At 29.4% G+C, this 6,203-nt stretch carries 7 protein-coding genes; 2 read left to right on the top strand and 5 right to left on the bottom strand.

The features are described 5' to 3' along the window. The first annotated feature begins 102 nt into the window (after positions 1-102). Entirely contained in the window at positions 103-867 is a 765-nt protein-coding gene (locus Q0C58_RS07250) for a DJ-1/PfpI family protein (protein WP_290699356.1), read from the top strand. Between the two features lies 1 nt (position 868). Here Q0C58_RS07250 and Q0C58_RS07255 read toward each other — a convergent pair whose 3' ends face one another. The 4 genes from Q0C58_RS07255 to Q0C58_RS07270 all read right to left on the bottom strand — a co-directional run bounded on the left by Q0C58_RS07255 (position 869) and on the right by Q0C58_RS07270 (position 4,506). Then, positions 869-1,336 (bottom strand): RES family NAD+ phosphorylase, encoded by a 468-nt coding sequence (locus Q0C58_RS07255; RefSeq protein WP_290699359.1) that lies wholly within the window; start codon positions 1,334-1,336, stop codon positions 869-871. A 3-nt stretch (positions 1,337-1,339) separates the two neighbouring features. Next, positions 1,340-1,843 (bottom strand): antitoxin Xre-like helix-turn-helix domain-containing protein, encoded by a 504-nt coding sequence (locus tag Q0C58_RS07260; protein WP_290699362.1) that lies wholly within the window; start codon positions 1,841-1,843, stop codon positions 1,340-1,342. 99 nt (positions 1,844-1,942) lie between these two features. After that, positions 1,943-3,976 carry a TonB-dependent receptor gene (locus tag Q0C58_RS07265; RefSeq protein WP_290699365.1) on the bottom strand — a complete coding sequence of 678 codons (2,034 nt, stop codon included), beginning with the start codon at positions 3,974-3,976 and terminating at the stop codon, positions 1,943-1,945. A gap of 89 nt (positions 3,977-4,065) precedes the next feature. Continuing rightward, complete coding sequence (locus Q0C58_RS07270; RefSeq protein ID WP_290699368.1) at positions 4,066-4,506, bottom strand: Lrp/AsnC family transcriptional regulator; 441 nt, start codon at positions 4,504-4,506, stop codon at positions 4,066-4,068. A gap of 117 nt (positions 4,507-4,623) precedes the next feature. On the opposite strand from Q0C58_RS07270, the gene Q0C58_RS07275 reads away from it, so the two are divergent. Beyond that, positions 4,624-5,019, top strand: coding sequence for a hypothetical protein (locus Q0C58_RS07275; RefSeq protein WP_290699371.1), 396 nt, complete (start codon positions 4,624-4,626; stop codon positions 5,017-5,019). Positions 5,020-5,170: 151 nt separating this feature from the next. On the opposite strand, the gene Q0C58_RS07280 is transcribed toward Q0C58_RS07275, so the two are convergent. After that, entirely contained in the window at positions 5,171-5,950 is a 780-nt protein-coding gene (locus Q0C58_RS07280; protein ID WP_290699374.1) for a hypothetical protein, read from the bottom strand. Between the last annotated feature and the right edge of the window lie 253 nt (positions 5,951-6,203).

The following is a 6,203-nucleotide window of genomic DNA, read 5'->3' on the forward strand; positions in this document are numbered from 1 at the left end:
AGTAAAATAAGAATAAGAGTGCATTTAGAAAAGTATTTCATGGATGTGGTAGTAATTTTTGATTGACTAAATTTACAAAAACATTTATCAATTTTTCTTAATATGAAAAACATACTCTTACTTTTTATACTATTTGCTGTTTTTAACTGTAATTCTTCTGAAGAAAAGAAACAAAATAAGAATTTACTTAATACTAAAGAAACTCCTGAAGCAGCTTTAAAACAATTTCCTAAACTAGAGCCAAACCGTTATAATGTTGCGTTTTTAATAATGGATGGTACTTTTAACACAGAACTCACTGCACCTTTCGATATTTTTCAACATACCATTTTTAGAGAAAATATTAAAGCCATGAATGTGTTTACAGTTGCAAATACAAATCATGCAATTACTACTTTTGAAGGCATGCGCATTATTCCAGATTACAACTATTTGCAAGATGCTTTACCAAAAATAGATATTCTAGTAATACCAAGCGCAGAACACCATTTAGATAGCGATCTAGAAGATGAAGCTATGCTTGATTTTGTAAAGAAAGTAGATAAGGAAGCGCAATTTGTAACCTCGCATTGCGATGGTGCTTTTGTATTAGCTAAGGCTGGATTATTAAATAATTCGGTTTCTACAACCTTCCCAAGCGATATTGATTTTATGCGTGAAATGTTTCCAAATTTAGACATCAAGAAAGAGGTACTTTTTGTACATGATGGTAAGTATATTACCTCAGCTGGTGGAGCAAAAAGTTTTGAAGCTTCTCTTTATTTGTGTGAATTACTTTATGGAAAAGAAATAGCAAAACAACTTGCTAAAGGCCTAGTTATAGATTGGAATATAAACACTATTCCTTATCTAATTATAGAGAAATAACCTATTGCATATCTACTATTAACCGACTATCAATATCTAAATCTGCTATTTTAATCACTTTTAGTTTAGCAATATCCTTATGTCTTGGATTTATTAAAATATTACTTGCCATTGGTAAAATAGCACAAGGCACTTTATAAGCTAATTTTTTATTAGCTTTTAAAAATTCAGTTCCTAAAATAGTTGTCGAACTTTTTGGCGGATTGTCTCTCCAGTTTTTATCTAAATCTTTTAGTTTTAATTTGGTATCTATTAAATTATCAGGAATTTCGAGTTCTATGTAACCAAAATCGTTTGTAAGATGTTTAAAATCTAAATGCACTAAAATCTCAAGAAGACTGGTAGATAAGCTATCCGAAAAATAAAGCATAGCCATACCTTTTTTGTTCCAACGTCCTCCAAATAAACGAGAACCTTCACCAGATAAATCTTCTAAATATTGCTTTTTTGCTATTCTAAATACACGCATATATTAAGAATAAACACCAAATTCTATACGACCTAAAACATCGCGAATTAATGCTGTACCAAAACTAGTATCTAACAAGCTAATAGGCTTGTTATAATTTAACACACGAATCTCGCTATGTAACCAAGAAGTAAAATTATCGAGCGTACCTAAAACCTCAATACCACGAGACACCACTTGTGCAATCTCTAAAATTTGCTCTGTACTATATACATTTAATAAATCGCTATCGTTCTTGCGTTGTATAGTACGATGCGAAATATGAATTAAATCACTCATGCGCTCCATAGAAATACCTAACAATTTACTTAACGTTAAAACAGCAGATTTAGGCAAACCTTTTCTTGTAATTTGAATAAGATCGAAATCGCTACTTATATCATGAGAGATACTTGTACTACCACCCAAAACACTTATAATTCTATCGTATTTATTATCTAAACCATAGAATGCTTCTGGTTCGTTTGCTAAGTTTAGAATACTATTGTCTTGTTTATATTGTTTCATAATTGCGACATTTTACACAAATATACTTCTTTTTGTCGTGTTTTTAAAATTTACAACTAACTATTATTTATTAATTTACAGTTAAATACTATTACTGGCTTAAAAATGCAATCTTAAACCTCCATATATATTAGCTCCTGCTGCAGGTTCAAAATAACGAGAACCAAAAGCATTTATTCTAATATTATCGTTATAGGTTTCGTCTAGTAAATTATTGATTCCAAAAAATGGAGATAGCGTTATTTTATGCAACTTAAAAGCCTGTTTAAATCTTAAATTTAAAATAGTGTAGGCATTGGTTGTAACTGTATTATTATCATTGGTAAATAGCGAACTTGTGTAACTGCCTTGTAACTGTATAAACAATCCTTTATTTGTAGTATAAGCAGAATTTAAAGAGATGCGATGTTTAGGTATTGCAGGAAGCACATTATTATTAAAAACACCATTACTAGTAACATAATTTCCATATTTAAAATCTGAAAATGTATAACTTGTATTAATAGCTAGATGTTTTGTTATTTTTTTATTTAAAGACAGTTCAATACCTTTTCGTTTACTACTTCCAGCATTTCTAAAAAAGGTTGCTCCAGATTCTAATTCTAAAGGCACTATATCGTTTCTTGTTTCTATAAAAAACAATACTAATTCTGCTTCAGTTTTTTTGTGTTTAAACTTGTAACCTATTTCGTAATTAATAGCTTCTTGGGCTTCGAGATTTTGATTAAAACCACCTTCGGTTAAAGGATTTGATGACAACTCACTTAAAACAGGAGTTTCAAAACTTGTGGAAACATTACTAAAAAGATAGCTACTTTCTTTTAGAGCGTAACTTAATCCTGCAGAAAAATTAAATGCATTTAAATTAATTCTGTCCGAATCGTTTCCATTATCTAGAAAATGATCTTCTGCTTTTAAAATATTAGAATCGTACCGAATACCTGCATTAAACAAAAATTTATTAATTTTAAATTGATCTAAAGCATAGATTCCAAACGTGTTTAAAATTTCGTTTTGATCTAAGGTTTTTTCTCCTTGAATACTTTCTAAATTTCTAAAACGTTGCCTAAGATCGTTTTGAAAAGCAAACTCATAACCTATTTGTAGTGTATTGGAAACGGTATTTTTTGTAGTATTAAAATCAATACTACTGCCATGACCAAAATAGTTTCTATTTAAATCTATTATACCTCCAAACTCAAACGGAAGTTTTGCATTAAAATCACGATTTGCAAAAAAAGCATAGGTATTTAATTTAGCAGTATTACTAATTTTATACTTGTAATTTGCGCCTAACTTAAATTGTTTAATGGATTCTTGGGTATCAAAATCTACATTTCTTTGTCTAGCTTGCCTTCTGTCTTGGTTTACCTCATCTTCAGTTAAGCCTCCAGAATCCTGAGCAAAAGGACTGTTAGTATAGTTTAAAACAATATTTAATTTTGAATTATTTGAAAATGAATGAAAAACTCTACTGTTAATATTAGTATTCTCAAACCCTGAAAAAGCGCGATATCCTTCAGTAGAAATATGATTTACTTGTACTAAATAATTTGTTTTTTCGGTTTTTAAACCTGTACTTAATTGATAGTGTTGCATACCGTAATTTCCTACAGTAGCGCCAAATTTAATATAATTTTTTTTTAATGAATCTAGCGTATTAATAGAAATAACGCCTCCTGAAGCGTTGCCATATAATACTGAAGATGCACCACGAATAACCTCAATATTCTTTATAGCACCAAGATTTAAATTATCTATTTGACCTTGACCATCTGGTGTTGTTTCTGGAATACCATCCACAATAATTTTAACACCTCTAATTCCAAATGAAGAACGTGCACCAAAACCACGAATAGACACACGCAAATCTTGAGAATAATTTGCAGCATTTAAAGTAAATAGTCCAGGAACATCTATTAAATAATCATTAAAACTTAATTGCTGCCTGCTGTCTTGACTCAATGTAAAATTTTGAGTGGTTACAGACATTGGTAATTTCTCTTTCGCTTCTATTATTTTAGAAGCATAAATTTTTACTGTTTCTAGATTTTCTATTGTAAGTGAATCTTGTTGCGCTATGCAAAAAATGCTAAATAGGAGTACAAAATAAGTGAGATTAATTTTTAACATTTTAAAGTTTTAGTTGATGAAAGTGATGTAACTAAAGTATAGTTTTTAAGCATTTTTACTTAAATAATTGAGGCTATAGCTAGTTAAAACTAAAACTTATTTATAGCATTATTTTTTACAACATGAGATAATACTATTTGCGTTTTAACTTCTCCATACGCTATTAATTGATCTATAAAAGTTTCTAAATGCTTTTGGTTTCTTAAAACAACTTCCATAACAATATTTTCGTTACCTGTTATCCTGTAGCAATTAATAACTTCGTCGTAAGTTTTTACCTTTTCTAAAAACGGTTTTAGCATACCCATAAAAGCGCGTAAATTAACAATCGCTTTAAACTGGTAGCCAACATCTATTGAAGACACCATGGTATTGTAGCTTTCTATTACACCTGCGTCTTCCATTTTTTTTATACGTTCTGAAACTGCTGGAGACGAAATACCTACCTGTCTTCCAATTTCTGCATTAGATTGTCTGGCATGCTTTTGTAAACAGTTTAATATTTTCCAGTTAAGTGTGTCTAAATTCATTTTAAAGAAATTTTATCAAATATATTTAATTTTTAAAGTAAATAACACATATTACTATGTTTTCCAAAGTAATATATTGAAACTTGTTATTAATTTTGATAAAAAATGATTAAATAAATGTTTTCTCAAATCCCATCTCATTTACCAGAGTTACCTATATACCAAAAGGCTATAGATATATCACATTTATCGCATAGCATCTCTATTTATTTAAGAGGCGATTTATCGCATTTAGATAGTGACGGAAAAGAGAATAAAAACATTTATTTTTCTGGAGATATTGTACAACAGTCTGTTTCGTTGGCACCAGAAATAATTAGAGCAGAATTAGAAACCTATTCTCACAAAAAACACAAACACCTTTCTACATTAAAAACACTTACCAATAGGTTGTACAAAAATTGTTCTCGGTTAGAAAAATCTAGCAGTAACGGAAAAGATTACATTCTTGTTTTAAGAAAAGAACTAAAGAGTTTTAAGAAACTACAGCGTAGTTGGGCTTTGACTTTGTAGTTATAAAAACGATACTATGTCTTTTGGTATATAAAAAGTAGTGCTAAAAAAAGACACTAACTTTCAGATTATATACAAGTAGAATTTTTAAAGTTTACTAACTATTTTGTTTTGGAAACGACTTGCTATGTTTTTTTATACATTGATAACCTTAATTATTTTTCAGTTTTTGTAATGTCTCTGGGAATATTAAAACACTTGCAAAACCTCTTTTCTTAAATGGCGAAATGGTTTTGTTTATATACTTTTCTTTAATATTCTGTTCAGCTATAGTTCCTTCAAAACCATAACCTAAATAAGTCTTTCCGTATTTTTTAGCACCTTTATTATATCCACGCTCTTTTGAATACCAACTTTCAACTTTGAATACTTCCACAATTAAACCTTTGTATTCACTAAGAACAAATTCAATGCGATTTCGTCTATATTCGGTAATATCCCATATTTCTTTTGTTGCTTGATAAATTGCATTTTCTCCAGAACCTCTATCGTAGGTTTTATTGATATTTATAATTACACAATTTTCTTCAATCTCATTTAACGGCTCCGCATTATAGAGTCTAATAACCTCATTAACTGTCATTAAACCTTTCTCAATTGAATTAACTCCACCTTGAATATTACCTCTTACATAATGTTCAAATTTCGGAATAAATTTAAACGTATCAATCAGAGCAGATTCAATTTCTAACGCATTTGATTCAGTTAATCCGTGTCTAACAATTAGATGTTTTACTTGATTTCCCTCAGATTTTATTCTTTTAATTTCTTCGTGTTTACTATTTACAATATCAATTTGTAATGGATTGTTTACGTGATAAAAAACTCTATTCCCTAAACCTTTTCCAACATAAAATGGCTCGTCAGTTATTGGGTCAATCAAGAGATAAACATAATATTTTAAATGTTCTATAGTTTTTGTATCAAACATCTTAACGGTTGTTTTTTCTAATTAAGCCTAACAAATCAACAAACAAAAAGCACATAACTAAATTATGCGCTCTTCTAATTTTACAAGATCCCAAAACACGTTTGGGATAAGCGATTCACACACTTTTTGCTAAAAAGCAAAAAGTGGTTCTCTGCTTACATATTCCTACGATACTGACCACCAACTTCAAATAGTGACGCAGTAATTTCTCCTAAAGAACACACTTTACAAACTTCCATTAAAGCTTCAAAAA

This window comes from Lacinutrix sp. (assembly GCF_023299985.1).
GTDB lineage: Bacteria > Bacteroidota > Bacteroidia > Flavobacteriales > Flavobacteriaceae > Lacinutrix.

Excerpts from the sequence above, each read along its gene's own strand:
- Q0C58_RS07250 (WP_290699356.1), top strand. The coding sequence starts at position 103 with ATGAAAAACATACTCTTACTTTTTATACTATTTGCTGTTTTTAACTGT.
- Q0C58_RS07255 (WP_290699359.1), bottom strand. The coding sequence starts at position 1,336 with ATGCGTGTATTTAGAATAGCAAAAAAGCAATATTTAGAAGATTTATCT.
- Q0C58_RS07260 (WP_290699362.1), bottom strand. The coding sequence starts at position 1,843 with ATGAAACAATATAAACAAGACAATAGTATTCTAAACTTAGCAAACGAA.
- Q0C58_RS07265 (WP_290699365.1), bottom strand. The coding sequence starts at position 3,976 with ATGTTAAAAATTAATCTCACTTATTTTGTACTCCTATTTAGCATTTTT.
- Q0C58_RS07270 (WP_290699368.1), bottom strand. The coding sequence starts at position 4,506 with ATGAATTTAGACACACTTAACTGGAAAATATTAAACTGTTTACAAAAG.
- Q0C58_RS07275 (WP_290699371.1), top strand. The coding sequence starts at position 4,624 with ATGTTTTCTCAAATCCCATCTCATTTACCAGAGTTACCTATATACCAA.
- Q0C58_RS07280 (WP_290699374.1), bottom strand. The coding sequence starts at position 5,950 with ATGTTTGATACAAAAACTATAGAACATTTAAAATATTATGTTTATCTC.